At 62.3% G+C, this 25,546-nt stretch carries 24 protein-coding genes, 3 pseudogenes and 1 CRISPR repeat array; of the genes and pseudogenes, 16 read left to right on the top strand and 11 right to left on the bottom strand.

The window, feature by feature from the left end; all coding sequences use genetic code 11:
- The first annotated feature begins 121 nt into the window (after window positions 1-121).
- The gene (locus tag CAER_RS30295) at window positions 122-760 is read left to right on the top strand and encodes an RNA-guided endonuclease InsQ/TnpB family protein (RefSeq protein WP_051357687.1); all 639 of its coding nucleotides are present in this window, start codon (window positions 122-124) and stop codon (window positions 758-760) included.
- 17 nt (window positions 761-777) lie between these two features.
- Here the strand turns inward: CAER_RS30295 and CAER_RS29560 are convergent, their stop codons facing one another.
- Both CAER_RS29560 and CAER_RS0104145 read right to left on the bottom strand, forming a co-directional pair.
- Window positions 778-963, bottom strand: a complete 186-nt coding sequence (locus CAER_RS29560; protein ID WP_154667651.1) for a hypothetical protein — start codon at window positions 961-963, stop codon at window positions 778-780.
- A 77-nt stretch (window positions 964-1,040) separates the two neighbouring features.
- Entirely contained in the window at window positions 1,041-2,081 is a 1,041-nt protein-coding gene (locus CAER_RS0104145; RefSeq protein WP_154667650.1) for a hypothetical protein, read from the bottom strand.
- A gap of 355 nt (window positions 2,082-2,436) precedes the next feature.
- Between CAER_RS0104145 and CAER_RS0104140 the strand changes: the two genes are divergently transcribed.
- Window positions 2,437-3,189 (top strand): SEL1-like repeat protein, encoded by a 753-nt coding sequence (locus CAER_RS0104140; protein WP_027234211.1) that lies wholly within the window; start codon window positions 2,437-2,439, stop codon window positions 3,187-3,189.
- Window positions 3,190-3,288: 99 nt separating this feature from the next.
- Here CAER_RS0104140 and CAER_RS0104135 read toward each other — a convergent pair whose 3' ends face one another.
- From CAER_RS0104135 to ligA, 4 genes are read right to left on the bottom strand one after another with little or no spacing between them, the layout of a single operon-like run.
- A complete protein-coding gene (locus CAER_RS0104135) occupies window positions 3,289-3,882 on the bottom strand; it encodes a hypothetical protein (RefSeq protein ID WP_027234210.1) in 594 nt (197 codons plus the stop codon).
- Complete coding sequence (locus CAER_RS29555; RefSeq protein WP_154667649.1) at window positions 3,882-4,049, bottom strand: hypothetical protein; 168 nt, start codon at window positions 4,047-4,049, stop codon at window positions 3,882-3,884. The genes CAER_RS0104135 and CAER_RS29555 overlap by 1 nt, the downstream gene beginning before the upstream one ends.
- Before the next feature lie 4 nt (window positions 4,050-4,053).
- Entirely contained in the window at window positions 4,054-4,332 is a 279-nt protein-coding gene (locus tag CAER_RS0104125; RefSeq protein WP_027234209.1) for a hypothetical protein, read from the bottom strand.
- Window positions 4,332-6,404 carry an NAD-dependent DNA ligase LigA gene (gene ligA, locus CAER_RS0104120; protein WP_051357686.1) on the bottom strand — a complete coding sequence of 691 codons (2,073 nt, stop codon included), beginning with the start codon at window positions 6,402-6,404 and terminating at the stop codon, window positions 4,332-4,334. The genes CAER_RS0104125 and ligA overlap by 1 nt, the downstream gene beginning before the upstream one ends.
- Before the next feature lie 129 nt (window positions 6,405-6,533).
- On the opposite strand from ligA, the gene CAER_RS0104115 reads away from it, so the two are divergent.
- Together CAER_RS0104115 and CAER_RS0104110 are read left to right on the top strand one after the other, a co-directional pair.
- Complete coding sequence (locus tag CAER_RS0104115; protein WP_027234207.1) at window positions 6,534-7,397, top strand: hypothetical protein; 864 nt, start codon at window positions 6,534-6,536, stop codon at window positions 7,395-7,397.
- 97 nt (window positions 7,398-7,494) lie between these two features.
- A complete protein-coding gene (locus CAER_RS0104110) occupies window positions 7,495-8,142 on the top strand; it encodes a hypothetical protein (protein WP_027234206.1) in 648 nt (215 codons plus the stop codon).
- Window positions 8,143-8,193: 51 nt separating this feature from the next.
- Here the strand turns inward: CAER_RS0104110 and CAER_RS0104105 are convergent, their stop codons facing one another.
- A complete protein-coding gene (locus CAER_RS0104105) occupies window positions 8,194-8,835 on the bottom strand; it encodes a hypothetical protein (protein ID WP_027234205.1) in 642 nt (213 codons plus the stop codon).
- 249 nt (window positions 8,836-9,084) lie between these two features.
- Between CAER_RS0104105 and CAER_RS0104100 the strand changes: the two genes are divergently transcribed.
- From CAER_RS0104100 to CAER_RS29550, 10 genes and pseudogenes are all read left to right on the top strand, one after another.
- Complete coding sequence (locus CAER_RS0104100) at window positions 9,085-9,873, top strand: hypothetical protein (protein ID WP_027234204.1); 789 nt, start codon at window positions 9,085-9,087, stop codon at window positions 9,871-9,873.
- Window positions 9,874-9,879: 6 nt separating this feature from the next.
- Window positions 9,880-10,104, top strand: coding sequence for a hypothetical protein (locus CAER_RS0104095; protein WP_027234203.1), 225 nt, complete (start codon window positions 9,880-9,882; stop codon window positions 10,102-10,104).
- A gap of 44 nt (window positions 10,105-10,148) precedes the next feature.
- The gene (locus tag CAER_RS0104090; protein WP_027234202.1) at window positions 10,149-11,273 is read left to right on the top strand and encodes a hypothetical protein; all 1,125 of its coding nucleotides are present in this window, start codon (window positions 10,149-10,151) and stop codon (window positions 11,271-11,273) included.
- Complete coding sequence (locus CAER_RS0104085) at window positions 11,273-12,100, top strand: type I-F CRISPR-associated protein Csy2 (protein ID WP_027234201.1); 828 nt, start codon at window positions 11,273-11,275, stop codon at window positions 12,098-12,100. The genes CAER_RS0104090 and CAER_RS0104085 overlap by 1 nt, the downstream gene beginning before the upstream one ends.
- Window positions 12,100-13,179 (top strand): type I-F CRISPR-associated protein Csy3, encoded by a 1,080-nt coding sequence (gene csy3 / locus CAER_RS0104080; protein ID WP_027234200.1) that lies wholly within the window; start codon window positions 12,100-12,102, stop codon window positions 13,177-13,179. The genes CAER_RS0104085 and csy3 overlap by 1 nt, the downstream gene beginning before the upstream one ends.
- A gap of 5 nt (window positions 13,180-13,184) precedes the next feature.
- A complete protein-coding gene (locus tag CAER_RS0104075) occupies window positions 13,185-13,865 on the top strand; it encodes a type I-F CRISPR-associated endoribonuclease Cas6/Csy4 (protein WP_027234199.1) in 681 nt (226 codons plus the stop codon).
- Entirely contained in the window at window positions 13,858-14,859 is a 1,002-nt protein-coding gene (cas1f, locus tag CAER_RS0104070; protein WP_027234198.1) for a type I-F CRISPR-associated endonuclease Cas1f, read from the top strand. Before CAER_RS0104075 ends, cas1f begins: the two co-directional genes overlap by 8 nt.
- Window positions 14,856-15,080 (top strand): annotated as a pseudogene (locus tag CAER_RS30750) (hypothetical protein); the annotation flags it as partial. The gene cas1f and the pseudogene CAER_RS30750, both read left to right, overlap by 4 nt.
- 6 nt (window positions 15,081-15,086) lie before the next feature.
- A complete protein-coding gene (locus CAER_RS0104065; protein WP_027234197.1) occupies window positions 15,087-18,140 on the top strand; it encodes a CRISPR-associated endonuclease Cas3'' in 3,054 nt (1,017 codons plus the stop codon).
- 130 nt (window positions 18,141-18,270) lie between these two features.
- A CRISPR array of direct repeats spans window positions 18,271-18,539; the repeat unit is 29 nt; unit sequence GTTCACCGCCGGGTAGGCGGCTTAGAAGA.
- Window positions 18,540-18,676: 137 nt separating this feature from the next.
- Window positions 18,677-18,841, top strand: a pseudogene (locus CAER_RS29550) (tyrosine-type recombinase/integrase); the annotation flags it as partial.
- 55 nt (window positions 18,842-18,896) lie between these two features.
- Here CAER_RS29550 and CAER_RS27430 read toward each other — a convergent pair.
- Window positions 18,897-19,868, bottom strand: a pseudogene (locus tag CAER_RS27430) (IS5 family transposase).
- 166 nt (window positions 19,869-20,034) lie between these two features.
- Here CAER_RS27430 and CAER_RS0104045 point away from each other — a divergent pair.
- Both CAER_RS0104045 and CAER_RS0104040 read left to right on the top strand, forming a co-directional pair.
- The gene (locus CAER_RS0104045; protein ID WP_027234195.1) at window positions 20,035-20,295 is read left to right on the top strand and encodes a helix-turn-helix domain-containing protein; all 261 of its coding nucleotides are present in this window, start codon (window positions 20,035-20,037) and stop codon (window positions 20,293-20,295) included.
- 74 nt (window positions 20,296-20,369) lie between these two features.
- On the top strand, window positions 20,370-22,091 hold the full coding sequence (locus tag CAER_RS0104040; protein ID WP_027234194.1) for a SulP family inorganic anion transporter: 1,722 nt from the start codon (window positions 20,370-20,372) through the stop codon (window positions 22,089-22,091).
- 861 nt (window positions 22,092-22,952) lie between these two features.
- Here the strand turns inward: CAER_RS0104040 and tnpC are convergent.
- From tnpC to tnpA, 3 genes are read right to left on the bottom strand one after another with little or no spacing between them, the layout of a single operon-like run.
- On the bottom strand, window positions 22,953-24,473 hold the full coding sequence (gene tnpC, locus CAER_RS0104035) for an IS66 family transposase (protein ID WP_027234193.1): 1,521 nt from the start codon (window positions 24,471-24,473) through the stop codon (window positions 22,953-22,955).
- Between the two features lie 53 nt (window positions 24,474-24,526).
- Window positions 24,527-24,883: an IS66 family insertion sequence element accessory protein TnpB gene (gene tnpB, locus CAER_RS0104030; protein WP_027234192.1), complete on the bottom strand. Its 357-nt coding sequence runs from the start codon at window positions 24,881-24,883 to the stop codon at window positions 24,527-24,529.
- Window positions 24,880-25,287: an IS66-like element accessory protein TnpA gene (tnpA, locus tag CAER_RS0104025; protein ID WP_027234191.1), complete on the bottom strand. Its 408-nt coding sequence runs from the start codon at window positions 25,285-25,287 to the stop codon at window positions 24,880-24,882. The genes tnpB and tnpA overlap by 4 nt, the downstream gene beginning before the upstream one ends.
- Window positions 25,288-25,546 lie beyond the last annotated feature (259 nt).

Below are 25,546 nucleotides of genomic sequence, written 5' to 3'. Positions count from 1 at the left end.
TTCCGGCAGGCCGGGCGCGAAATCGCGGTCCGGCGCCTGAACCGGAAATGGTCCGAGGTCCGCATTCCCAAGATCGGATGGGTGCGGTACCGCGACACGCGCAAGCTGCGTGCGAAAAAGGATGTATCAATTGATATCCGCAATGCCACGATCAGCCGCCGCGCCGGCGGGGGCTGGCAGATCTCGATCGCGCCGCTATGCGGCCGCTCGCGCCCGGCTGGCAAAGCTGAAGGGCAAGCAGGCGCGGATCCGGGCCCATGCGGCGCATGTTCTCAGCCGCGACCTGGCGGGCCGGTTCGGTCTCGTGGCCATTGAGGACCTCAAGATCCGGTCCATGACGCGCTCTGCACGCGGGACGCGCGAGGCCCCGGGGCGCAATGTCGCCCAGAAGTCCGGCCTGAACCGGTCTATCCTGGGTATCGGCTGGCATGCGCTGGAGCGCATGCTCGGATACAAGCTCGAGGAAACGGGCGGGGTCCTGGTCAAGGTCCCGGCCGCATACACCAGTCAGACCTGCGCCGCTTGCGGCCATGTGGATGCGAGGAGCCGCGAAAGCCAAGCCCTCTTCGCCTGCACCGCCTGCGGCTCCGAGGCCAATGCCGACACGAATGCGGCACGTAATATCCTGGACCGGGCCCTGAACCCGGACCGCTACCGGCGGGGGAACACCCCGTTGCTGGACGTGGAGGCTTCGGCACTGGCCGCCTGCGAAGCGTCAACTCGACTCAAACGGCAGCAGCTCGATGCCGCTGCCGTTTGATGGGAAATCCTCGTCCTTCAGGGCGGGGAAGATGTTAAAGCGTCATGGACATTGCCTTCGAACCAGATCTCCACGGCGTCATTCCTGACAACCGGAAGCCCATCTTCGCCCGCTTCGCATAGGATTGCAGAGCCGGGCGCCAGCTCCCGGCAGATGTCTTCATTCAGTTGAACCAGAAGTCCGTCTGGAGAAATTACCGTCATGCGTGTCTCCCTTTTGGCGGCAATGGCCCAAAGGGAGACCGATGTGCAAGACTGAATGCAGCAATCAAATTCGCAAATCAGGAGCGGGGAATGCGGATCCTGTCGGTTTTGCCATTGGCGCCCGTGATGCTGTACTTGATGTAGCCGTCGCGGATCGTGATCTTCATGTCCATCGGGCCTTCAGCCGCTTGGCTGATCATGCTGATGCGGCCAAGGACATAGTGCCCGAGGAACATCGACATCATCGGGCCGGAGCTTTCTTTCAGGTGGCGCCATGCGTCTTCGCCGGTATACGCCGCGCCGCCGTAGCGCTGGTAGGCGTCAAGAAGCTGTTCGGACCGTTCCCCTTCCAGCTTATGCAGCGCCAGCAGAACCGGACGGTAACCGGAGGCACTGCAGTCTCTCGGAAAGAGCAGCTCATCATGGAAGCGCGCCCGGCGGCTCGGCGCTTCGGTCATGCGGCATTTGAAATCGTAGGCGCTGTTGCCGACGATGAAGTCGACCGGCCGCCGCTGGCGGTTTCCGGTGCTGCGCCGGATGGGGGAGGTCCGGCTGGAGTGGCGCGTCCCGCCCATCGCATTGGCGGCGATCTTCATGAACAGGAATGCGGTCTCCTGAGCGGCGCGGTTGTCGATGTCGTAGAGGTGTTTGCGCAGACGCAGCAGAACGGCCACGGCTTCCGGCGAGGCCAGGCCGAACTCCAGCATGCCGCGGGGCGCAAGCTCATCGATTTGGGGCAGCGGCTGGGTTTTGCGGATCTGGGCGAATTTCACACGTCGTTTATGAATTTCGCAAAGACATTCGAAGGCCCGCTCGAAGTCCTCGATTTCCTGGGCGGCCTGCTGGAAGATTTCCGGCAAATTCACCTTGGCGCGTTCCGGCTTGGAAAACTCCGGCATCGAGGGCGGCGTTTCGTAATACGACCGCCCCGGCCGCGCGCCATCCGGAAGCGCAGAGATGGCCCCCGGCTTGCCCAGATCCCTTTCGAGGAAACCGATCACCCCCGCGAGATCCGCGTCAGCAAGTTCTACTTTGGCCTTGGTGGATTTGAGAGACCGGCACCGCTTGATCAGGGCCGATTGGGTGCCGCTCAGGCGCGCGTCACGGGATTTGGGCATCGAGTAATCCTTTGCTGAAATGTGCCCTGCCGGGCAGGAGTTCAGCAAAGGATAGAGCGGCTGCGAAAATGCGAAAAGAAAGCCGTGCAGGTTGTCCACATAGACGTGGTTGCATTTAGGGGCGGGGAAATCTCTCAGGTGGCCCATGAGCAAACTAGCTCGCGAAATCAGCCTCAGTAGCGCGCGAGATGATATCCATAACCCGAAATACGATCCTCAGGATGGAAAGTGGTTTGCGACGGGATGCCGGTGTGCTCGAAGAAATGAGTGTCGCAACCTGCGGTCGTGGCTTGACTTGCGCTGAAGGATGCAGGCGAAGTCTTTTCGGAAGAATAGGTGTTTCGGGGAATGACAAGTGTTCTGGAAAAAGAAGACAATTGGGGGCAGCGTCTCGTACGGAAATTCGAGCGCCATAGCAGATAGGTATAACTCCGGAGTTGGCTTCCTGCAGGTAGGCCTCATCGACAAAGCAATCGGCGTGTTTTCAGAGTTGCTGGAAGAGGACCACCCCTCAGCCATCTACAACCTAGCCTTGCTGTACTCGCAGGGGCACGGCGAACGGCTTATGCTTCCCGAAGCTCCGCAGCTCATGCGGCGTGCTGCAGAGCTTGGACATGAAGGAGCTGCTCGATATTATGCGATCTATGAACAGTTTCAGGGTTTTAAACCGGAGGAGGGATCAGGGCTTTCGACTTGCCTAGGCATGGTTGGTGACGGCACGGTGCCGCTGATCCTGATCAATGCCATATCGATGGATCTGCTCCTTAGAATGGGCTCGGCCGGAAGCGCGTATCTCTACGTCGTGAAGGAATTTGTGGACCTGATGGACGTCAGTGAAAAAGCCGACGAGTTCATGGAAAGCATAGGTTTCCAAACGAAGGAGGGGGACGAGTTGGCGTCACTGAGGGAGCCGGATGACCCAGCCCCTGAGGTCCCCCTGAATTGCCAGGCAAAAATGGCGATGACTATGAAGGAATGTGTCGATTTACGTGGGATGAGAGATGAAACAGCGATGTTCATTCGCTTTTCGGTTGCAGGGATAATCTGCAAAGCACACAGCCTAATCGATCAGTGCGACCTTCCACCCATCGAATTCTATCAGGAATGAAGCCCGGCCGCTCGCGGCGCGCCACGCAGCCGGGCGTGGCATCCAGGTTGAATTAGGACCTTGCAGGAGTAATTACCGGCACGATTTTATCCTTGAGGATCAGCCTTTCATGCTGATGCTGTCGGTGCAGAACGAGGTGTTCGGGATCAGGTCCATTTCGATGCGCTGACATGCCTCCCGGAGATCGCCGCGGTCAGCATCGAGATCGATACTCTTGCCGTCGATCATTGCCTGAACAACCGGGCGCAGGCGCGGCCGGCCAAGCTCCGGGTCCATCAGGCGCACAAAGACAAGCCGGGTTTCAATGTGCGGGGCGATCCCGTGCCGGCGGCGCCACGCGCGGAGCTGGCCGCGCATTTCTTGCAGGAAATCCTCCTGCTTGGCGCGGCGGTCCATTTCGGCCTCAAGCCGCTTGCGATTACGCGATTCACTGTCCTGCTTCAGGTTCTCATAGGTGTTGGAGCACAGGCGAACGATGCCGTAGGCGCCAAGAATGACCAGGAACAGGGGAAGAAGCACAGAAAGCGCGTTGGATTTCAGGGATGTGCCCATCCAGGCGTGAGAATATGCATCCGCCGCCAGAATGATGGTGTTTGAGATGTAGATTGCCAGGTAGACGGCACAGGCGACAGCCATGAACGCGACAACTGCAGCCGCCGAAACCACCAAAGAGATCAGCTTGGATCTCCGCATCAATCGACCCCCTCATCGCTGGCTGGCCGAATGCGGACGGTCACATGCTCCACCGGGAAAGGCCCGTTCCCGACCAGCCATGTCTTCAGGCGTCTGGCGCAGCCTGCCAGAATTCCGGCCGGGCCGGGCCGCGTGACTGCTTGGTTTTCCGGGTTGCTTGCAACCATGAGGTCATCCTTTCCCGTTCGGGGCTTGAAGGTCGCCAGCTGCAAACCTGGCAAGAATATCGGCTTTGACAGCGGCATCAGCAGCCGCCTCATCTGTGCCGCGGTAGAGGGTGCGCCCCTGCGGGTCCTGCACGGTCAGGACCGCCTCTGCACCGAGAACGGTCTCGTCGCAAAAAGCGGTCTGTCGCGTCCAGCGCTGCCCGCCGGCCAGAATGGTTTCCGGCCAGCTCAGCAGTTCAGCCGGGTGCCAGGGAAGCACGCCGGGAAGGGCGGGCTGCGGCATCAGCCCACCATCTCCAGCCACGCCTCTTCACCGATCACCTTGACGCCCAGGCCGCGCGCCTTGTCCTCTTTGGAGCCAGCACCCGGACCGGCGATGAGGATATCGGTTTTTGCCGAAACCGACCCTGCCACCTTCGCGCCCGCTGCTTCCGCCTGTTTCTTGGCGTCCGAGCGGGACATCTTGACCAGCTTGCCGGTGAAAACCACGGTGAGGCCCGCAACCGCACTGCCGGACACCACCGGCGCCTTCATATCGGCAATGATCATCAGGCCCGCGAGGCGCTTGATGGCCGAAAGACCCTCCCCATGCGAGAATGCCGCCCGCAGCGCGCCAACCACCGCATCTCCGATCCCATCGATCTTCTGCAGGCTTTCGGCCTCCGCCGTATCCCCGGCGGCCATCTGCTCGCAAGCCAATGCAAAGGCATTCCAGCTGAGGTAGTGCCGCGCCAGGAGCGCAGCGGTGCTTTCACCGACATGCGGAATACCCAAGGCGTAAATGAACCGGTCAAGTTCCGCGCTTTGGGACACATCAATGGCATCGAAGAGTTTGCGCACCGACGCAGCGCCCCATCCGGGCTGGGAGGCAAGCCAGCTTTGCCCCGGTACACGGCACAGAGCATCCCGCTCGGACAACGTGAAAATATCCGAGGCTTCGCGTACCGGCAGCTCGATGCAGTCCCAGAAGAATTCGACCTGCTTTTCGCCGAAGCCGTCGATATCCAAAGCCGCCCGGGACACCAGGTGCCGCAGGCGTTCGCGACCCTGCGCCGGGCAGACCATGCCACCGGTGCAAATATGGCGCGAGCCCTCTTTGCGCACCGGACTGCCGCATTCGGGGCAGGTGGCGGGGAAGGCAAAGCTGACCGCATCATCCGGGCGCTTGGAGACATCCACATTGCCGACCTTCGGGATCACGTCACCGGCCCGGTAAACTTCCACGAAATCACCAGCACGGATGTCGATGCCGCCCCGGATCATCTCGCCGCTGGAATCCCGGCCCTGGATGTAGTCGAGGTTGTGCAGAGTTGCATTGGATACGACAACGCCGCCCACAGTCACCGGTGCCAGCCGGGCCACGGGAGACAGCGCGCCGGTCCGGCCGACCTGGATCTCAATGGCCTCAAGCCGTGTCCATGCCCGCTCGGCCGGAAATTTATGCGCAACCGCCCAGCGGGGCGTCGTCGAGCGGAAGCCGAGCGCGCCCTGAAGCTCCAGGCTGTCGACCTTGTAGACTACGCCGTCAATGTCGTAGCCCAGATCGGCGCGGGCTGTGAGGATCTGCTCGTAGTGGGAAACCAGGTCGGCGCTGCCGGAGCACCGCTTCATCAGCGGGTTCACCTTGAAGCCCAAGCCGGCGATCCGCTGCATGGCATCGAAATGCGAGCTGGCAAGCTGCTCGGAGACATCTCCCCAGCCATAGGCGAAGAAGGAGAGCTTGCGCGCGCGCGTGACTTCCGCATCCTGCTGGCGCAGCGACCCGGCCGCGGCGTTGCGGGGGTTGGCAAACACGCGAGACCCTTGCCCATTCCGGGCCGCCTCATTCAGCTCTTTGAAGACCGCATGCGACATGTAGACTTCGCCGCGGACCTCAAGAACCCGGGGCGCGGACGCGGGAAGCTGCTGGGGGATATCGGCGATCGTCAGCGCATTGCGCGTGACATCCTCGCCGGTCTCCCCATCGCCGCGGGTTGCCGCATGGACCAGTTTGCCGCCTTCGTAGCGCAAGGACAGCGCAAGCCCGTCAATCTTCGGCTCAGCGACATAGGCATCCGCCTCAGCGGTGGCGGTCCGGAAGCCTTCCACGTCCTCTTCGGTGAAAGCATTGCCGAGCGACAGCATGGGAACAACATGGCGGATTTCACCGAAAGCTGCCGAAGGGGCCGCGCCGACTTTCTGGCTGGGGCTGGACGGTGTCGCCAGCTCGGGGTGGAGCGCTTCGATCTCAAGCAGCTCCCGCTTCCAGCCGTCATAGACAGCATCGTCAACGCGCGGAGCATCATGCGTGTGATAGTCGGTGTTGGCCTGCTCGATCAGGCCGGCGAGCTCAGCGTGGCGTTCAGTGACGGACATGGAAACCTCTGGAAAAAGAATTTGCGAAAAAGTAACAGCGAGGATCAGGCGAGGCAATGCGAAAAACAGATACCAGTTTCAATTTTCGAGACAACTGAGGATCATTCCTCAAAACAAGGAGTGGATTTCATGAGCGACCAGGGAAGCCCCAGCGCCAAGCGCGCCAGGAAAGCGATCGCGTGTTTGACCTTTGGCGCCGTATGCACCTTTGCGGCGCACACTGCGATCTCACATGTTTTGGAGGCAAGCAGGGTGCTGAAGGGCGTCCTCGATACGCCGGGCAAGGTCGTTTTTGCCGAACATGCCCTTGGTATCCGTGATGGTCTGGCGGATCAGGGTGTCGAAATGTCAGCCTATGACGAACGGCTCGCCAGGATCGAAGAGGCCAGGGATGCCCAGCTGTCTCTCGCTCTGGCTCCGGTTTACGAGGATGGCTACGACCGGGCTTCGGCCGGGATCTACGGAACGGATAATCTCGAGGCATATCTGGCCGCCATCGAAACGAGCCGCGCAGACCTTCTTGACCAGTTGAAGGTCCTCGAGTCGCCGCGCTGGACCGTCGCCACGGTGGAGCCGCTTGCATCGGCTGACGTCTACGGGCTCGATGCCAATGACCAGCTCATCTATGAAGCCTTCTGGTCGGCCCGCGCGAAAGCGGAGGAGATCGGGGGCGAAGGGCGCGGGGAGGCCATCTTCCAGCTCATGATGAGCGATGTGGCGCACGATCAGCTTCGCGAGGCATTCAGCCAGGATACCGGGGTTCCGTCATTTGGCGAGGAGGCGCAGCAAAGCATGGCGGGCTTTCTCACCGCAACCGGGATCTACGATGATCCCTTCGCCGGCAACCAGGTCTCCGCTCATTATTCGAACCTGGAGGCCGGGCCGGGCGCGCGCATCCTGATGAGCTACAATGCGGTCCTTGAGAACTTCCGGGCCGAGCACGAACCCGAGTATGACTCCGCGTCCGCGGAAGGCATCGGCTTTGCTTTCTGAGGCGTGCCGGGCGGGGCCGGTTCCGGCGTTGCAATAATACATCTGGAAGTTCCGCGCCCTCGCTGTAATATGCGAAAAAGTAATTCAGGAGGCGAGAATGCAGGAACTCAATCTCATCACCGGAAAAGCTGGCAGCCGTTTTGCCGGTCGATACTTCGTGCGGCCGGAGCCTCATCAGAAGCTGGTCCGGCTTGAGCTGCGCCTGCTGGGCGCAAGCTATAAGGGAACCGCTTACCTCCTGCCCGCCGATGTATCGGAGCGCGCCCTGCAGCGCCTGAACCGGGCGGCAGGGTTTGATGAGGCCGCAAGCCGCGGGGAGGGTCTGCAAGAACACCGTGTGCGCTGCGAAGAGCTCGAGATCGCCCAGCTGAAGCTTGCCGCAAGCCGCAAAGGCATCCAGGCTCAGCAGGCGGCCCTTGCTGCCGCAAAAGCGCGATTGCAGGCCCTGAGCCCGGCAGAGCGCGAACTGATGGCGCGCATCATTGCTGAGAAGGTCGCGGAAGCCGATCGTTTCCGGACGCTCATCGCAGCTGGCACCGTTCAGGCCGGCGATGAAATCCATGCGGATGGCATCGGCAGGACGGTTGAAGCGCTTGGTCCGGCCTGGAAGGTGACCGCTGGTGAGCTGCCCCGCCTGAAAGCGCGCTTCCCTGACGCGGAAGCTCTGATGCCGGGCGATATGGTGCAGTATGCGTTCTGGCCGGAAGCGGAAGAAGACGCGGCCCATGAGATGGTCGCCGCCTGAGGCGGAATGGAAAGCGCGCGCCGGGGCGCGCGCCAATTCCTGGTCGCCTTTTCAGAGCGAGGGTTCGGGCGAAGCATCGCGGCTGGCGAGCACCTCGTTGAGGTGAATGCACCCCTCTTCCAGATGGGCAAGCGTGTCGAGCTTCTTCCAGTCGCTCTGCGTCCGCATTTCTGTCCGCTCCGCATCGATGGCGGCGCAGGCAGGATCCAGAGACTGGATCTCAGTGAAACCAATCTTGGTCATGGCGTATTTCAAAGCGGCTTCCGCCGGGGAGCGTGCGATGATCATTTGATCCGCCGCTTGAGGCAGAAGCCGCCCTTCGGGGCCAAAGAGATATTGCTGCGCATCTCCAGCTGAGATGTTCTGCAGGGCGGTTTCGAGGATCGCAAAATCCGCAAGAGATTCCTCGATGCCGATATTGTCGATCCGCACACCCGCCAGCCGCACTTCCGTCAGTGCGGCATCAGCCGAAACCACCAGCGGCAACGCACAACCGGGCAGGCTTTCCAAGAGGTCCGCGACCTCCTGAGCCAGCTCTGCCGTGTCTGCTTCGCTGAGTTTACCGTCGGCCTTGGCGTAGGGGCCGAATTCCTTGTCCGCACGCAGCATGGCGTTGCCGCTGCCGCGGGCCGCCGCGATCAAGGTGCTGATTTTCTGCAGGCTGCTGAGCTGCCGGGTGATGATGTCGGTCATGATGCCTCCGTTTCTCTCAACAAGCTAAAATGGATATGCGAAAACACAAAAGAAGTATTCCTGCTGGCGGAAAATGACTGTTTCAGGATGCAGCAAAAATCGATTTTTTGAATGATTGCTTTCCCTCCGTGAATATGCGAAAAAGTGAGCGTTGATTTAGATTGGACGACAGATATGACAACACACCAGTTTTGTGGTGTGCAGTGTGACGCGCTTGCCGGACTTCTGGCTGGCCGTCCTCACGGCACAGTGTTCCTGGCCGCCGCGCGGATCGGCGCCGGCAATAGCATTACAGGCGTTTGCGCCTCGATGGTCGGCGAAGAGATGGTGCTGCATGTGCGGGACTACGCACCGCGAGCCGCCGTTGCGCATCAGCATGAAATGGTTTCGGAGATGGTCAAGCTGTCTCAGGTGGCCCTCTTGGACGGGGCTCCAATTTCGACCCGCATTCTCGCTGCCGGCACCGCTGACCAGTGCAAGCGGATCGAAGCCATTTTTTCCGGTGATGAGCTGCGTGCTTTCCGGACCGCCGGGGAACACCTGAAAGGGCGCCGGGTCAAAGTCGTCCGTGCCGATATGACAGGCGAAGATGTGAAAAAGCTTGTCAGCGATCTGAAGTCGATCTTCGAGGCGCAGCAGCAGGAGTCCGGTGCGGACGTACTGGCTGACGAAAGTGACGATGAAGCCGGGCGCGACCTGGCGATGGCACCTGGCGAAGCCGCGGCGGAGGCCGAAATGGCTGCGGATCCTCAGGAGGCACCGGCCATTGACGCCGAGCCGCAGGAGCAGGACGCGCCCGCAGAGCAGGCGGCTCCGCAACCATTTGTCCGCAAAGAAACCCTGCCGGAGATCGTCGACATCACGCCGCCGGAAGAAGATGCGGCCGCGGTTGACGGCCCGGAAGAGGGCAAGGGTTCCCAATGCACTATGGTCCGGCTGTGCCGCCTGTCTGAAACGGAACTGCCCGACAAGTGCATGAAGTGGCCTCTGATCGGAATGCTCTTGCTGCTTGTCGTCATCAGCGTGCTCGTGGGGTGACCCCCGGTGCCCCGCAAAGTTGAGCTCGCCCTGCGCGGACAGGCCTACACCAGCCAATTGACCCTGGTCGATGCGCTGGCGGCTGCCGCGCGGGTCGCCAGGAAGCGCTACCAGCGCGGCAGGTTCTCGCCGCGGGGGTGGAAGGCATCGGATCCTGAGAGCTACCTGAAGGCTGTCGAGCTGGGCGTGATGCGGAGCATCTTCACGCGTGTGACAGCGGGGCGGGGCTGAGCGCAATTCCCGTCGAAATGCGAAAATTATTGTGGAGGCAGTTGATGCCTGATGTAGAGAATGCGGACGCACTGTCCCCGGAAAAGAAAGGCGCGGGCAAAATCACCCTGTCTTTTTCCGTTCCGAGCGACCCGTTTCAGCGGGACCAGATCCCGGAGATTTACGCGAAGCTGCGCGAGGCGGCCGGCATCGCCGACAACCCGTCAGCCTTTGCGGAGGTTTGCAAGAATTCCGGAACGCATATCCTGAAGCTCCTGAACCCGAAGGCGGAGGACCATATCCTCCGGTTCCCGATTGCCGGAAGCAACCAGGCGCCGAAGTTTTTCCCGAGCATGAATGCGCGTTTCGGCAAGTTCGCAAAGATCCTCTATCAGCCAGTTGCTATTGAGGGGACCGAGGAGGCCAGGAGCCTTCTGGAGCATGTGATGCAGCCCGATGGCCTGTCTCCTGAGATTGAGGCATCCTTCGTGGCCGCGTTCTCAAAGGAAAGCCTGGAGGCGATTTGCGAAAAATTGAAGGAAGAGCGGACCGGGGTTGCAACCCTGCCGGCTCAGAACTTTCCGATCGTCTATGCTCCGGATCCGGACGGGGGTGAGCTGCAGCTGACGCCAATCTCTCCGATGCAGTCCTACAATGGCTTCAAGGCTGAGGTCATCCCCAAGAAGGGCGTCAAGGAGCCGATCCGGCTGATGCGGCAGGATGTGTCCTCCAAGATGCAGAACATCTCCGTTGCCATCGGCGGGCCGCGGGTGCGCTTCTATGGCAGCGTGCCGCCCGCGATGATGCGGGACGAAGCCGCGCTGCTGCGTATGATCAAGGGCGGCCCGGTGCCCGCTCCATCCTCCTATGAACTCAGCGACCGCCTGGACCATCTGGTCAAGCTCCACACCGCCAGGGCCGAGCATGCCAACGGAAAGGGCTACTTCAACGCCGAGATGGAACACGGCATGCGGCGGCTGATCTCCTGGATCATTGATGAGGCGATTACCTGGCTGGATGAGACTCTGGATGCGGCCCGGGAAATGGAGCCGGACTTCGAGATGCCACAGACCGATATCGGCCTCCTGCTCCTGAACGGATACCGGAGGGAAAAGGTTGCCCGGGAAAGGCTGCGTGCCGCCCTGGGGGATCAAACGTTCCGCAAAATTCTCAAGCAAAAGGTGACCTGATGCGGATCCTTATCTCCAATATGTCGGCATCGCGGGTGAACCTGATCCAGAATGATTATGCGGCCGGCCTGCCCAGTCCGACGGCATTCCTGGGTCTTGCGGGTGTCATCTTCAATGATCTGGGTTTTGACCGCTGGCAGGCCCGGGTCTTGCCGGTGCTGCATGAGGTCAGCCCTTCGCTCGGACGAACCCGCCCGGAATATGCGAAAAAAGGAAGAAGGTTTGCGCCGGTAGAGACCGCAGAGGATCTTCATGGCCACGTCGTGTTCAGCCTGGTCCTGGATCTTCCGGAGATCCGGAATACCGATGACATCCGGGTTGCCGCCGAAGGGCGCCGCCTGGCAGGCGGCAGCATCTTTCCGGCCTGCAGATCGAAGCCTGTCAGCGTGTCGTTAATGGCGCCTGATGGCGCGGGGCTGCGCAAATGCCCGCGGGGGCGCGCAGTGATCCCGGGGCTGCGGCCCGATATGCAGGGTGTCACGGCGTTTGGGGAGCCGGGAAGCTTTGGGAAGGTCAAAGCCTGCCTTTTGAAGCGCGCCACGGATGAGGATCCTGCGCCAGGGTATCGCGTTCCGCTTGCCATCGGATACCGCATGATCACCCGGCCGGGAGCCAATCCGATCCCCAAGAACGCCCGCGACGCTCACACGCCGCACGTCTTCGCTGAGCCCGGTGTCGGGGTCGGCGAGCTTGTGTCAGTCAGAAACCCGGCCATTCGCGATCACTATGAGGCTGAATTCTCCAACCTGTTCTGGCGCTGGTCGGCTGCCGGAAATCACATCACGGCCCATCCGTCCTACAACCCTGAAACGCAAGGATCTAACTGATGTCCAACCCAAAACTCGTCACCCGCATGCTGGCATTTTCCCGCTCGGTCCAGATCACAGAAGCGCTGCTTTGGGCGCTGAAAGACGACGGCGCGCGCACCCCGATCGAGGTGGTGGAGAAGGGTGTGCGGGGACAGATCTCCGAGGCAAATGCCAAGAAGAACGAGGGCAAGAGCAACCCCCAGACTGTCGACAGCGCCTCAATCCCCTCGGGATTTGGCCGGCTGTCGATCACGTTCGGCCTGCGTGTGATGCCCTCGGTGATGCAGCCGCATGCCTCTGACAACAGTGACGTGGCGGCCGCATTCTGCCAGGCGGCCCGTGAATATGCAGGCAAAGGCGGCTTTGCATTCCTCGCTGAGCGCTATGTCTGGAACATCCTCAACGGCCGCTTTGCGTGGCGCAACCGCCTGCAGTCCGATGATGCGAAAATCATTGTCAAGCTGGCCGACCTGAAGATCGTGGCAGATCCGCTGATGCTGAGCCTCCGGGATCCGCAGAGCCGCGACGAGATGGCAGCTGCGGTCATCGAGGGGGCTGAACACCTCGATGCCCTGATTGACGCGGTGGCCAAAGGCTTTTGCGAGCGCGCGGTGGACATTGAGGTGGAGTGGCAGTCGGTTCTGCCCGGCGGTGCTGAAGTCTGGCCGTCGCAGGAATACCTGCGCAGCGAGGTGGCTGGCGCCCTCGGAAACAAGGGCCGGGTCTATGCCTCCATCCCCTGCGCGACAGTGCGGGGTCGCGTGCCTCAGGCCTCCATTCACTCCCAGAAAATCGGCGCCGCTCTGCGCCACATCGACGATTGGCATGGGGATGCGGAAAACGGCGCCATTGCCGTCAACCCCTATGGCGGCGTTCAGGAGACCGGCGCGGTCCTGCGGCCGCTGAAGAAAGGCGACGCGGCGAACTTCTACGACATCATGAAGAAGGATTCCGAGATCTTTGCGGACCTGGAGCGCCCGGCGGAGGAAATGAGCGGGAACACGCATTTCTTCTTCGCCAACCTGCTGCGCGGCGGCGTGTTCGGCATGTCCGAAGGCAAAGCTGACGGCAAGGCAGACAGCGAGAAGAAGGACTGAACACGATGACGAGCGCCACTTCCCTGGCGGCCGGGGCGGGACATTGCGATCCCGCCTTCAAGGTCCGCATCCGCCCCTATCGCGAAGTGCTCGATCTGGGGGCGGGGCCGGATATTCTGCGTGCAGTCTTCGGCGCTGTTCATCGCGCAAACCGGCACTCTTCTCCACAGGATTTTGCGGCCATCTCGCTGCCGGCCGCGTCCGGCGCCCGCGGGTATCAGGCGCTTGGCAGCACGATCACTCTCCTTGGCAGCGAGGCCATCCTTTCGGCGGTTGTCGAGGATGAGGGTCTGTCCAAGCTTCAGCGGCGGGACATGTTCTCGGCGCGGCTGCGGGAGGTCGATTTCGAAGCCGGGGCAATGGGCACATACCTTGTCCGGGACCGGTCCCCTGAGAAGGGAAGCGCGGCCGGATCAGCCCGTCAGGCCCGGCGTGATGCCCGTCGTGCCGCCCATATCGCAGCGACACGCGGTTCGGCAGCAGGCCGTGAAGCCCCTGCGGCCCGTCCCGTGAAGCCGGAAGGGTTCATGGGGGGCGGTTTCGTGACGTTGAAAGCGGGACGCAAGATCAGCTTCCTGGCCGGCAAGGCCGTTTGGACCGGCTCGCCTGTGCATGTGAACAGCTACGGGCTGTCCACCCTGACCGGGCTTTCCGTCCTGCCAGCCGCACCTGAGCCGCATGAGTGAGACCCGCGGAACCCGGAATGCGCCACGCCTGCTTGTGACCCATCGCGAGCAGGCGATCTGGCTTGAGCGTGCGCGGGTGCATGCGGATCATGGCCGGGTGATCTACCGCATCGCACAGGATGAGCTGCGAAAAGACTACTCGGTGCCCTATGCGAACCTGGCCATCCTGTTCCTGGGGCAGGGAACCTCGATCACCCAAGAGGCGGCCCGCTTGCTTTCCGAGGAGGGCGTCTTCGTGGCGTTTACCGGAACGGATGGCGCGCCGCTCTTCTATGGCGCCCTCACCAGCTATTCGGGCACCGCGCATTTCCGGCGCATGCTCACGGCATACGCGCAACCGGATGAAAGCCTGAAGATGGCGAAATCCTTGATGCGGGCGAGATGCGATTTCATGTCCAAGATCGGCTTGGACCTCGGCGAAGAGCTTCTGGATCTGGACGAGCGTACGCTGACCTCCGCAATCTCAAGATTTCGCAAGGGCATTGAAAATGCGCGCGACATCCAGGCCCTGCTTGGGCACGAGGGGGATTATGCCAAGGCGCTCTATGCGGCGTTCGCGCGCTCGGCCGGGCTTGCTAAATCCGGCGGATTCACCCGGGCGCCGGGCGAGGGCAGGCAGATCCGCGCCGGTCAGGCACCCCAGGACCTGGCCAATGGCTGCATCGATCACGGCAATTACCTGGCCTACGGCTATGCGGGCGCTGCCTTGTGGGCTTTGGGCATCCCGCCGCATATGCCGGTGATGCACGGCAAAACGCGGTCCGGCGGGCTTGTGTTCGACCTGGCCGATACGGTGAAGGAGGCGATCATCCTCCCTTATGCCTTCGCGGCGGCCAAAGGCCGGCTGAAAGGGGATCTGGAGAAGGTCTTCCGTGCCAAGGTGATGGACAATTTCCGAAACCGGAAGATCCTCAAGCATCTGATCGGCGTCATGGAAGATACGCTCCCCAGGGAGCTGACGGGCCATACGAACAATCCGGGGAGTGCGCGATGAGAGAGGTGGTTGCGGTTTGCCGCTCGACGGGCAGATCCCGTGCGAAGTCGGCCTGGGTTCTCGATCGCTACCTCATGAGGATCGGGGATCGCACTTGGCGCGGCCACGCATCTAATCAGTGCCTCGACAGGATCTCCAGGGACCTCAAGAGCACTGCGACCCGGGCCACATCCGTTGCCGTTCATGGCTTTGGCCGGTCGGAGCGGGAAGACAGGGTCCTGTTCAGGGTGGGAAGCCGGAAGCGCTTCGATGAAAACGGCCAGGCGCCGATTGCGACGCATGGACGGGCCGCCTGCCGGCAGCCGGTCAGCGGAACCGCCGCCACCATGCGGGCGATCATCCGCATCGCGGCCATGTTTCATGACCTCGGGAAGGCCACCCGGCTCTTTCAGGATAAGCTGCGCGCGGCGATCGCGGGCCGGGAGACGGTTCCTGACGCGGTGCGCCACGAAATGATCTCGGCACTTGCCTGGGATGAGCTTTGCATGGACGGCCGCCTGAAGGCGATCGACGCTGCGGCCATTGACCAAGCGATGTCTGCCGCGGCGCGCCGCGGGGGTGAGGCCCATGCCGCGGCGCGGGCGGCGCAGGACGGGGTTGCGGTTCCCTTTTCCTTCCTCGATCAGGGGGGCTTTGCCGAGGCCGTCGGGCTGCTTATTCTGGGTCATCATCGCCAGCCAATGCTAACCGAGGATTTTGCAGCGATCCGATCCGACCATCATATGAACCTGGATGCGGACTTGCCGGCGGATGCCCTTCAGGTGGCCGACGGGCTGCCATTCTGGCACGAGCAGGGGTGGATCCCGCGCCTGCAGCGGGAGCTGGGCAAGATCACGGAGCCGGATCCGGTTCTGGACGTGCTGGACCTTTACGGGCGGACATCGCTGATGCTTGCCGACCACTTCGCCTCCGCCCGGAAAGAAAAGTCCCGCGATGGCGGCCGGGGGCATATCGCAAACACCACCCAGGACGGCCGTCATGCCGCTGACAGCCTTCACAGGCATGTCGAGCGGGTGGTCGATGCGGCGAGATCCTCCTTTGACGCGATGGTCTCTTCCCGGCTCAGCTATCCGGGTCTGCTTGAATCCGAGGTTCCAAAATCCATCCGATACCCTTCCTCTGCGGGCCGCTTCGGCTGGCAGGGTCAGGCCGCAGCGCGGGCCGCGGCGCTCGCTGCCTCCGGCGAGGGCGGGTTCTTCGCCTGCCTCATGGCGGGCACCGGCACGGGGAAGACCCGCGCCGCGCCGTCCATCCTGGCCGCGGCCGCCTTTGCGGATGCGGTGCCGGAGCGGCGCAGCCTGCGCTTTACTTTGGGGCTTGGCCTCCGGGTTCTGGCGACGCAATCCGGGAAGGAGTATATCGGGGATCTGGGCTTCAGTGAGCGTGACGTCTCGGTCATGGTCGGCTCGCCGCCGATTGCGTTCCGTGATGCAAAAAAGGTTGAGACCGGTTCCGGGGACATGCTGGGCGGGCTGGATCCGATCGACGTGATCGGGGCCGGGTCCGAAATTCCGGAAGACGGCGCGGAGGGCGAAGATGATTGGCTGCTCGGCCTGACCCATGACGTGGATCGGAATGTTCCGGCATTTGTCGATCTGCTGGCGGAGCGGGACGGGGCGTTCCGGCGGAACCGGGGCTCCAAGCTAAGGAAGCTCGCGTCCTGCCCGATCCTGTGCGCCACGATCGACAACGTCATAGGCTCCGCCTCCCCTGAGCGCGCCCGGCATCTAGCGGCCACGCTGCGTGTTGCCACATCTGACCTGGTTCTGGATGAGGTCGATCAGTATTCGCCAGAAGACCTCGCCGTGGTTGGCAGGCTTGCCTACCAGACCGGCGTGGCGGGCCGGCGCCTGATTATCATGTCGGCGACGGTCACCCCGCGCATCGCCCAGGCGCTTTATGCGGCATATCGTGCTGGCTGGTCGGCGCATGCAAAAGCCTTCGGCCTGCGCGACCATGTGCATGCGCTTTGCACTTCGGACGCGCCTGGCAGCCTTGCCGGGACGGATGAGGGCATCGACTTTGCGCGCTGCCTTGCCCGGACGCGCGAGGCGGTTCTGGCGGCTCTTGCCGCGGCCCCGGCGCGCCGCATGGCGGAGCTGCTCAGCTTCGACCGCCTCGAGGATCTTCCTGCGGCCGTGTCGGACTGCTGCAGCCGCATGCATGATCGTCATGCTGTGGAGGTCGACGGCTTCCGGCTGTCTGCGGGCTTCGTGCGGGCAACCCGGATCAGCCATACGGCCCGGCTTGCAATGGGGCTTCCGGATCCCGCAGAGGGGCGCATCCGCGCCGTGATCTGCCTGCACTCGCGCTTTACGCGGCTGGGCCGGGGCTGGATCGAGGATCAGCTGAAGCGCGCGCTGACCCGTAAAGGGGAGGATCCGCATGCGGGCCTGCGGGGCTTGTGCCTCAGCGAGGGGCTCTTTGAGCGCGCCCGGGCGTTAGGCGTCCGGGACATCGAGATCGTGCTGGTGTGCTCGCCGGTCATCGAGACCGGGAACGACCTTGATTTTGACTATGCGATTTTGGATCCGTCCAGCACGCGCTCCGTGGTTCAGGCGGCGGGCCGGGTGCGCCGGCACCGGCCCGGAGAGGCCGCGGCTCCGAATGTCGCGCTCCTTCAGGCGCCGCTGGTCACCTTGGATGAGGGCGGTCTTCTGGCCATGCCGGGGGTGGAGACGCGTTTGCCCGGGGAGACCGGCGTGCGGCGCATCAACCTGGTGGGGTTCGGGGCGGAGGGGCGGCAGACGCGGCAGCTCCTGGGGGCGCCCGGCGCGATTGATGCGCGCATGGTTCTGGCGCCCGCAGCGGGCCAGCCCTTGCCGGTGGCGGAAGACGCGCTTTTTGAGGGCTTTCTGGGCGGCCGGTGCGCGGCGGAAAGCCTGACGGGCTGGACCTCGAGCCGCCTTGCGCGCCATGGCTGCCGCCACTCCAGGCTGCGCCGTTTCCGGCGCAACACGTCGATGAAGATCGTGGCCTGGCAGAAGGGGGAGGATTTCTCCGCTCTGTCATGGTCTTGGGACCGTCTTCCCGGCCGGTGGGATCCGCTGCTCAATGACGTGTCGGCGGATACGATCGCGGGACTGCCGCCGCTGCGCAACAGCCTCTTTCACGGCAGTACGGAGCGCGCCTGGCAGTCCGCGCTGGGGGATGCGGATATCACCGCGGCGCGGACGCGTCAGCTGTTGTGCGTGGATATCGAGGTGCGGGATCGTGAGGCTGCGGAAGATCCGGAACTGGCCTACCACGAGACCCTTGGCCTGATTCAGGCTGTTTCCTGACCATCTTTTTGCGGAGCTTCCTGAAGAGCAATGAAATCAATAGCTTAGCGGTTTGGGTGGGAAAGAGGGGTTCGGAACATGATTTGGCTTAACTGATTGTAATTGCTGGGGTATCATGGTTCTGGCAAGGGTTCACCGCCGGGTAGGCGGCTTAGAAGAACCTGCACGATATCAAGCCACCGGTCATCAAGTTCACCGCCGGGTAGGCGGCTTAGAAGACAGGGCGATGCCGCTGACGCCGCCAGCGCTCGTTCACCGCCGGGTAGGCGGCTTAGAAGAAGCTACCGTCTGCGATTCACGAACACGATATGTTCACCGCCGGGTAGGCGGCTTAGAAGAACGCCCGTTGGCAGTTTGCGCAGAAAGGGAGGTTCACCGCCGGGTAGGCGGCTTTTGGTACCGTGTACCGTAGGTTCGAATCCTACCACCCCAGCCAATCCTTCTCATTGAAATCATTGGACTTCTCTGAGCCGCGCCGGGACTGCAGCATGCCCTGGAACCGCCGGTTTACAGCCCGGTTTACAAAACCCTCCCCCGCAGAACACATGGCAGGGATCGACAAGCCCGCAACACTGCACACGCTCCGCCATAGCTTCGCGACGCATCTGCTGGAGGCGGGGACGGATGTGCGGATCATCCAGGTCTTGCTGGGCCACGCCAAGCTCAACACCACCGCCCGCTACGCGCATGTGGTCACCAAGAGGCATTGTTGCAGAAAGGCGTCTTGAGGCGTGACTTCCCCTTCCCCCCTCAGGTTCAGGCCACGCGGACGATCTCGGCGGTGCCAAGGGCATTGAAGCGGTTGATGAGTGCGACGCGGATGTGGATTTCAGCGGTTTGGCTATCTGGGTCTCTCGCGGCGATGCGCTCGCCGAAAGACTTGAGGCAGCGCATCCTGGCTTCAGCGCGGCTGCGGGCGTGGTATCCCGTCCATCGTTTCCAGAACGCCCGGCCGTGGTGACGTGTGGCGCGCAGGGTTTCGTTGCGAGCCCGGGCGGCTGGGCAATCCTCCTTCCTGGCTCGGCCATTCTTGCGGATCGGGATGATAGCCGTGCCACGGCGTGCGATGATGGCACTGTGGCAGCGGCGGGTGCCGTCGGCGCCATCTGCGGTCACGGTGCCGATGTCTTCGTCGTCCGGGAGCTGGTTCAGAAGTTCTGGCAGGACGGGTCTGTCGCCTTCCCGGCTGGAGGTGAACTCAACCGCGCGGATGTCGGATGTGGCGGTATCCATGGCCAGATGGACCTTGCGCCCCTCTCATTGATTGCTTTGCAATCAACTGCCGGGCAGTGATTGGCGGCGTCGCTGAACACCGTGCTTGCGGGCTTGCCACTCTCCATCTCCGAGAAACTTGATGCCGGTGCTGTCGATAAGCAGGTTCAGCGGCCCGTCTGCACGGCGATAAGGGATCTGCACCTTCAGGGTCTTCTGTCTTCGGCTCAAGGTCGAATAGTCGGGAACGGGCCAGTCCAGCCCCGCGAGCCGCAGCAGACTGGCGACCATCCCGGCGGTCTGTCTGAGCGGCAGCTTGAATAGCGCCTTGATCGATAGGCAGAACTGGATCGCCGCATTCGAGAACACCGGCGGGCGCCCAGGGCGGCCCTCATGCGGCGCGTACCAGGCCATCTTCTTGTCCTGCCAGATCAGCAAAGACCCGCGCTTGCGAAGCGCAGCGTTGTAGGCGGACCAGTTCGTCGTACGGTAGCGGGCGGGCTTTGGCTTGCTCATGCCATCCGTTTAATCCCATGGATTCGTGTTGTGAATCCTCCAACGAGAGAGTTCTGCAACAATGCCCTGCGGACCTCCAATACAGTGGCGCATGGGGGCAAGAATGATATTTGACATATCAATATCCACGCTTTAACCATCCTTTATAAGATACTGGATATGCCTTATGATCACTGGCCCTCAAATGCGCGCGGCGCGTGCCCTGATCGGTATCGATCAGAAAACCCTGGCCGAGCTGGCGGGGTTGTCCGTGCCGACGATCCAGCGCATGGAGGCCAGCAGCGGCAATGTCCGTGGCGTCGTAGAGAGTCTCACTAAGGTGGTCGCGGCGCTTGAACTGGCCGGCGTCCAGCTCATCGGAGAAGGCTCCGCCAGCACCGCGGGCGGACGCGGTGTGCGACTGAAGGCACCTCCGCCTAAACATTGATCCCTCAACCCGCGACGGCGACCGCCGACACCCAGCCGACGATGCCGCCGCAACCCTCCAAGGTGCGGCCACAGATGAATGACCAGACCACCAGACAGAGCAGCGCTCCGAGCTTTGCTGAACTCTTCACACCGAAACTCGCCACCGTTCTGCACGAGGGGTACGGTCTGGCACAGCTGCGCGCGGACGCCATTGCCGGATTGACTGTCGCCATTGTCGCGCTGCCGCTGTCGATGGCCATCGCCATCGCGTCCGGCGCGACCCCGGCACAAGGCCTGTACACCGCCATCGCCGGCGGTTTCCTGGTTTCCCTGCTTGGCGGATCGCGCTTCCAGATCGGTGGCCCGGCGGGAGCTTTCATCGTGCTGGTCGCTGCCACCGTCAGCCAGCATGGGATGGAGGGGATGATCCTTGCAACATTCCTGTCGGGTCTGATGATGGCAGCCGCCGGATTTCTGCGGCTGGGGACCTTCATCAAGTTCATTCCATTCCCGGTTACGGTCGGGTTCACCGCCGGGATCGGGGTCATCATCTTCACCAGCCAGGTCAAGGAGATGTTCGGCCTGACGCTGGAACATGAACCTGGTGAACTGCTGGAGAAGTTTCCGGCGCTCTGGGCATCCAGGTCGAGCCTGACTCCTGCTGCGCTTGGCGTTTCCGCGGCGACAGTGGCCGCCATTCTTGGCCTGCGGCGCTGGCGCCCGCACTGGCCAGGCATGCTGATCGTCGTCGCCCTGGCCGCCGCCGCCACGGCATTTCTCGCGCTGCCCGTGCAGACCATCGGCTCCAGGTTCGGCGGCATTCCCTCGTCGCTTCCAGCACCGCGCCTGCCGCCGCTCTCCAAGGACGGCATCCTCGCAGTCCTCCCTGCTGCCATCTCCTTCACCTTGCTGGGCGCCATCGAGTCGCTTCTGTCCGCTGTTGTCGCAGACGGCATGACCGGCCGCAGACATCGCTCAAACTGTGAACTTGTCGCTCAGGGCGCGGCCAACATAGGGTCTTCGCTTTTCGGGGGCTTCTGTGTGACCGGCACCATCGCGCGCACCGCAACCAATGTGCGGGCCGGGGCGCATGGCCCCTTCGCGGGGATGCTGCATGCCGCATTCCTGCTTCTGTTCATGTTCGCAGCCGCGCCGCTCGCCTCCTACATCCCGCTGGCCGCACTCGCAGGCGTTCTGGCCGTCGTTGCCTGGAACATGATCGAGAAGCCAGCCGTCACCATCCTCGTCCGCTCGGGATGGGGTGAGGCGACAGTGTTGGGCGCCACGTTCTTCCTGACCATACTCCGCGATCTGACAGAGGCCATCGTCACCGGTTTCGCGCTCGGGTCGGTTTTATTCATTCATCGCATGAGCCGGACAACAGACGTTACCACAGACGGTGCCTTCGTAAGCCGAGACGAGGCCGACACAGCGCACCCGCGCGGAGAATATGATGAAGAGCGGGCCGCGGACCCCGACGTGGTCATCTACCGGATCACCGGTGCGCTTTTCTTCGGCGCGGCCGCCTCCATCGGCTCTGTACTCGACCGCATCCAAGTCAGCCACAAGGCGCTGATCATCGACTTCTCCTCCGTGCCCTTCCTCGACTCGACCGGCGCCAACATGATTGAAGGGCTTGCCCAAAAAGCTCAGAAGCAAGGTGTCGCGGTTTGGCTTACCGGGGCGTCCCGAGACATCCAGCGTGTATTTGTGACCCATGGCCTGAAGCGTCCGCTGGTCCACTATGCTGCCACGGTTGAAGAAGCTCTGGATCTGCTGCGCGAAGACGCCACCAGCGATCAGGAGGTAGCCTGATGCCAGGGCCCGGCAGCGAAACACGTCGCCCGGCACGTCGTCAAAAAGGCAAGGCCGAGGCGCGGCGACGCTATATCCTGGAGGCCCTTGAGCGCCCGCGGACGCAGGCGGAACTGCGGGACGCCCTTGGGATGAGCAACAGCGGGATCTTGCACCTCCTGCGACGAATGGAACACGACGGGCTGGTGCGGCCCGCCGAACGGATCTGCCGCACCCGGATCTGGGAGCGTGCAATCAAGCCAGCAACAGGCCCAGGATAATGTTGGAAGAAAGGCAAGTTGGCTGTGTGTTGAGGGCATTAGTGTGCATTGCAGCATCCGGCTTCCGGAGGCATGACTGGTCAGGGAAAGCGAACTGCCGAAACCGGTCGCCCGCCACCTAAACTTCGATCTTCCCGGCAAAGCTCACCGTTTCTTCGAGTTCGACGCCCAAATATCTCTCTGTTTCGTCTACCTCGGTGTGGTCCAACAGATACTAGAACGCGAGCAGGCTGTCGGCCCTGCGGTAGATCTGTGCAGCCTTGAACGCCGAGGCGAGTGTGTGCCGTATCCACCCGGACCCTGGCCATTTGCAGATACCCAACCCAGAACAGGTCGCGCGTATAGCCGTTTCGATACATGCGGTCGGCCGTGAAAACTTCTCGGGGGAATAAAATGGTGAAGTCGAGTATTTCCGGGCAACAGACCCAACTCAAGATGGAACCACGTACGCCTGCAGAGGCTTCGAGTTGCGCTGTGCGATTTGTCTTGCTCTGGCTGATGGAAACACGCTCGCGGACACGGTCTTGGCAGACAATCTAGGTCACTCCAGATTGCAGCAGCGTAGCTTGTTGGTATCCGTCCGGCGTGACCGCCGTTGACATCAAGTTGGCTGCCAATTCCAGGGCGCAAGTTCGTCGATGCGGTTGATCTTGTGATCGGCGATGTGGGTTAGCACCCAAGTCAGCCAAGCTTCCGGATCGACGCGGTTCATGCGGGCTGTCTCGATGAGAGTGTAGGCAATCGCCGCGGCCTTGCCGCCGCCTTCGGACCCCATGAACAGATAATTCTTCCGCCCGAGAGTCAGCGGCCTGATTGACCGCTCGCAGATGTTGTTGTCCAATTCCAACTGGCCGTTTTCCAGATAGGCCCGTGCCTTGGGCATGCGGCTGAGCGCATACCGGATGGCCTCAGCCAGTTTGGTTTTCCCCGAGATTTTCGGCAGTTGGCTCTTTAGCCAGGCCTCCAGGTCGTCGAAGATGGGCTTGGCCCTGGTCTGTCGCAGGGCGACACGTTCTTCGGGCGGCTTGTACCGTGCATCTTTTTCGACGGCATAGAGCCTGGAGATCCGTTCGATGGTTTCCTTCGCGATGGTGGAGCCGTTTCGTTCAAAGACATCCACGAACTTGCGCCGCACATGCACCATGCAGGCTTGCTCGCTGGCCAAACCCTCGCCGAACAACCCGTTGAAGCCGGTGAACCCGTCGGCATGTACGGTGCCCTTGTACGCCGCGAGATGTGCGGCGGGATGTTTGCCTTTGCGATCCACGCTGAACTGGTACCACGCGCAGGGCGGGGCCTGGCCGCACCATGGCCGCTCGTCCCGGACATAACTCCACATCCGCGCGGTCTGGGCTTTGCCCGTCTTGCCCCCGGTCTGCATCTTGACGGGGGTATCATCGGCGAAGAGCGCGGGCCCGGCCGCTACCAGCTTGCCGATGTGGTCGGCCAGAGGTGCCAAGAGTGCCGTCGATCGCCCAACCCAATCAGTCAGCGTCGACCGGTGGAGATTTACCTTCTCGCGGGCGTAAATTTCGGACTGCCGGTAGAGCGGCAGATGATCACAATACTTGCCGACCAACACATGCGCCAACAGACCGGGGCCAGCGCGCCCGCGCTCGATCGGGCGGCTCGGCAGCGGCGCTTGCACGAATGTCTCGCAGCATTTGCAGGCCATGCGCGGGCGCACGATTTCGCGGACCACGAACCGCCCCGGAATGTATTCCAGCTCTTGCGTCACATCCTCGCCAAGGGCCCGCAAGGGTCCGCCGCAGTCGGAACAGGTCTCGCCCGGGGATAGGACCTCGGACTGCCGCTCCAGGTGGTCGGGCAGCGGGGCACGGCTGTGCTTGCGCTTTCCCGCATCGGCCTTCCCACCGCCCTGACTGGATTCCTCCTGCTGGGCCGCAGCGGCTGTGGCGATCTCGGCGTCCTCGTGAAGGTCGAATGCCAGTTGATCCAAGCTTTCCGACTTGGCTCCGAACCGCGCCTTGCGATGACCGGCCAGCTGGTGTTCGAGCTGCTCAATCTTCAATGCCTGGGACTTGGCCAGATCGCGCAGCTGCGCCGCGAGGGCGCGGAGCTCATCGGGATCGGAAGGAAGGGATTGAGGCGTCTCCGGCATTGCTGGATTTATACCGGTTAGCCGCGCGCAAGTGAAGATTATGATGTTGGATTCTATGGCAAATTGCCGGTGGTAAGAGGGCGCCACGTCTTCTGCGGCATGCGCCAGTCAATGCCTTCCAGAAGCATCGACAATTGCGATGGGCTGAGACTAACCTTGCCGTCCTTGGCGGCAGGCCAGACGAAGCGCCCGCGCTCCAGGCGTTTCGAGAATAGGCATGCGCCTTGCGCGTCCCACCATATGATTTTCAACAGATCGCCCCGGCGCCCGCGGAACACAAACAGGTGGCCGGAATACGGGTCCTCCTCGAGCGTCTTCTCGGCCTGCGCCGCGAGCGTATTGAACCCCCGTCGCATGTCCGTGACCCCGGCAGCCAGCCAGACCCGCGTATTGCTCGGGACCGGGATCATGCCATCAGGCCCTTCACCAGCCCGAGAACCGCCGACAATGCCGTTGGCCCTTCCACCACGACCCGTCGCCCGTCCGAGAGCGTTATATCGACCCGCTGCGCGAGAACACGGGCATCTGTCGAACGCGATGTCCCGGCAAGGTCAGCTCGCGGGTCAGGCTCGGTGGCAAATTCGGTGATTTCAACCGGCAGGAAGAGATCGCCATCCCCGGGATCACTGGAGATTTCGTGGTCGGCCGACGCGAAACGCGGATCCCTCAGCCATGTGAAGAGCAGGTTCGAATTCATCGCATAGCGACGTGCGACCTGCGCCACGGAAACGCCAGGCGCGCGTGCCTGCCCACAGATCCTACGTTTCTCCTCGTCAGACCAGAACCGCTTCTTCTGCCCTTTCTTTCCCGCCATGGAGTGCCTCAAGATGTCCACTATCGATCATGGACATTATCGGCAGCAGACCGACACCGTCAGAGCAGTTTCAACGGACGCATACGCTTGTTGTAGATCGCGAGATAAAGTAGCGCCAGTTCCTTAAATTTCCCGCACGCTCTAGCCGGTTGAGGATGGCGCAGATTTGTTTTGGGAGAAACGTCGTTTCTTGCCGATCAGCCGTCCTTTGTTCCTGGGCCGATGCTTCGATGCGCCTATAAGAGGATGCAGACCTGAG

It is taken from the genome of Leisingera caerulea DSM 24564, from assembly GCF_000473325.1.
GTDB lineage: Bacteria > Pseudomonadota > Alphaproteobacteria > Rhodobacterales > Rhodobacteraceae > Leisingera > Leisingera caerulea.
Note: the sequence above shows the minus strand (reverse complement) of the source record. Positions and strands in the feature narration are given on the sequence as shown.

Excerpts from the sequence above, each read along its gene's own strand:
- CAER_RS30295 (WP_051357687.1), top strand. The coding sequence starts at position 122 with ATGTATCAATTGATATCCGCAATGCCACGATCAGCCGCCGCGCCGGCG.
- CAER_RS29560 (WP_154667651.1), bottom strand. The coding sequence starts at position 963 with ATGACGGTAATTTCTCCAGACGGACTTCTGGTTCAACTGAATGAAGAC.
- CAER_RS0104145 (WP_154667650.1), bottom strand. The coding sequence starts at position 2,081 with ATGCCCAAATCCCGTGACGCGCGCCTGAGCGGCACCCAATCGGCCCTG.
- CAER_RS0104135 (WP_027234210.1), bottom strand. The coding sequence starts at position 3,882 with ATGCGGAGATCCAAGCTGATCTCTTTGGTGGTTTCGGCGGCTGCAGTT.
- CAER_RS29555 (WP_154667649.1), bottom strand. The coding sequence starts at position 4,049 with ATGGTTGCAAGCAACCCGGAAAACCAAGCAGTCACGCGGCCCGGCCCG.
- CAER_RS0104125 (WP_027234209.1), bottom strand. The coding sequence starts at position 4,332 with ATGCCGCAGCCCGCCCTTCCCGGCGTGCTTCCCTGGCACCCGGCTGAA.
- ligA (WP_051357686.1), bottom strand. The coding sequence starts at position 6,404 with ATGTCCGTCACTGAACGCCACGCTGAGCTCGCCGGCCTGATCGAGCAG.
- CAER_RS0104115 (WP_027234207.1), top strand. The coding sequence starts at position 6,534 with ATGAGCGACCAGGGAAGCCCCAGCGCCAAGCGCGCCAGGAAAGCGATC.
- CAER_RS0104110 (WP_027234206.1), top strand. The coding sequence starts at position 7,495 with ATGCAGGAACTCAATCTCATCACCGGAAAAGCTGGCAGCCGTTTTGCC.
- CAER_RS0104105 (WP_027234205.1), bottom strand. The coding sequence starts at position 8,835 with ATGACCGACATCATCACCCGGCAGCTCAGCAGCCTGCAGAAAATCAGC.
- CAER_RS0104090 (WP_027234202.1), top strand. The coding sequence starts at position 10,149 with ATGCCTGATGTAGAGAATGCGGACGCACTGTCCCCGGAAAAGAAAGGC.
- CAER_RS0104085 (WP_027234201.1), top strand. The coding sequence starts at position 11,273 with ATGCGGATCCTTATCTCCAATATGTCGGCATCGCGGGTGAACCTGATC.
- csy3 (WP_027234200.1), top strand. The coding sequence starts at position 12,100 with ATGTCCAACCCAAAACTCGTCACCCGCATGCTGGCATTTTCCCGCTCG.
- CAER_RS0104075 (WP_027234199.1), top strand. The coding sequence starts at position 13,185 with ATGACGAGCGCCACTTCCCTGGCGGCCGGGGCGGGACATTGCGATCCC.
- cas1f (WP_027234198.1), top strand. The coding sequence starts at position 13,858 with ATGAGTGAGACCCGCGGAACCCGGAATGCGCCACGCCTGCTTGTGACC.
- CAER_RS0104045 (WP_027234195.1), top strand. The coding sequence starts at position 20,035 with ATGATCACTGGCCCTCAAATGCGCGCGGCGCGTGCCCTGATCGGTATC.
- CAER_RS0104040 (WP_027234194.1), top strand. The coding sequence starts at position 20,370 with ATGAATGACCAGACCACCAGACAGAGCAGCGCTCCGAGCTTTGCTGAA.
- tnpC (WP_027234193.1), bottom strand. The coding sequence starts at position 24,473 with ATGCCGGAGACGCCTCAATCCCTTCCTTCCGATCCCGATGAGCTCCGC.
- tnpB (WP_027234192.1), bottom strand. The coding sequence starts at position 24,883 with ATGATCCCGGTCCCGAGCAATACGCGGGTCTGGCTGGCTGCCGGGGTC.
- tnpA (WP_027234191.1), bottom strand. The coding sequence starts at position 25,287 with ATGGCGGGAAAGAAAGGGCAGAAGAAGCGGTTCTGGTCTGACGAGGAG.